At 34.5% G+C, this 1,285-nt stretch carries 1 protein-coding gene; it reads left to right on the top strand.

The annotated features are described in order from the left end of the window. Nucleotides 1-79 precede the first annotated feature (79 nt). Complete coding sequence (locus ACFV61_RS36075) at nucleotides 80-1,201, top strand: DNA polymerase (RefSeq protein WP_380496419.1); 1,122 nt, start codon at nucleotides 80-82, stop codon at nucleotides 1,199-1,201. Nucleotides 1,202-1,285: the final 84 nt, after the last annotated feature.

Raw genomic sequence — 1,285 nt, 5'->3', positions numbered from 1 at the left:
ACACAAATATCCCCCGAAACTAAAAAACAAACCGGCTAAACGTTTAGCGAAGGATTTACGATGGAGAGGTGGATTTTAAATGAGTAAGGAAAAAGAGAATAAAGAAAAAAGCGCAAGTAAACCCGTTAAGATACTTACGCTTGATACTGAGACGCGAGGACTTTTTGGGGAAGTCTTCCGCGTCGGATTATATGACGGTAGTAGATACCGTGCGACAAACACTTTTAAAAACCTGAAAACGGTTCTCTCACAGTATACCACAAAATACGATTGTCATGTATTTATTCATAATCTAGATTTCGACATTTCAAAAATCGCAAAGGACATTTTACCTGAAGCGGATTTAAAAAATTCGATTTTTATTAATAATGTCGTTACGGTATTTAAAACAGGTCTTAATGAATCCCAAATAACTGAAGAAAATGAAATTATTTCGCAACCTATTACATTTCATGATTCCAGCAAGCTTGTAATGGGTTCATTAAAAAAGATATGTGAGGATTTTAATATTTCGCAAGAAAAAGCAAAAATAGATTTAAAAGACCATATTTTGAAATTGGGATGGGCGCTTGACGCTGACGGAAACCCCACAAATGACCCGGGTAAATATGATGACCGGGAATCCCAAGGGAATTATTTTATGAAGGTCGATCCGTATGAACCTGAATTAAATGAATATTTACGGTTGGACTGTGTGGCATTATATGAAATTGTTACAATGCTTATTGAAATATCCGGCTTGCCGATTCATGAATTTTTAAAATGTCCTACTACCGCAAGTCTTGCAATGAAAGTATATCAAATGAATTATCCTGAAGATTATGAAAAGGCTATTTCCACGAATTACGGTTATAGCAAATGGGGCGAGTTTACAGAGGATTTTATACGCAAGGCATATTATGGTGGACGTACAGAAGTATTTCAAAGTGAATTAAATGGCGGCTTTCATTATGATGTAAATTCATTATATCCGTACGTTATGAAAGTGAACCCAATACCTATAGGGAAACCGCGTCACCATAAAGGAGACAAAGCCCGAAACGTATTTAAATATTGGTACAGCTATAGACAGGGCGGCGGTTTTTTAGAATGTGATATTCACATACCGACTACTTTACATATACCGCCTCTACCTCACAGAATGTACAAAAAATTATGTTTCCCGGTCGGTAACCTTTCAGGGATATGGAAGTGTGAATAAATTGAAATTGAGTTAATAATTGTTGATAAAAAAAAATAAATTAATAAATTTATTTATTTTTAAAAAACAGATTATATATTTAAA

Origin of the sequence: Kitasatospora sp. NPDC059817 (assembly GCF_042731835.1) — a bacterium.
In the GTDB taxonomy this organism is placed as follows: Bacteria; Actinomycetota; Actinomycetes; order Streptomycetales; family Streptomycetaceae; genus Kitasatospora.
Note: the sequence above shows the minus strand (reverse complement) of the source record. Positions and strands in the feature narration are given on the sequence as shown.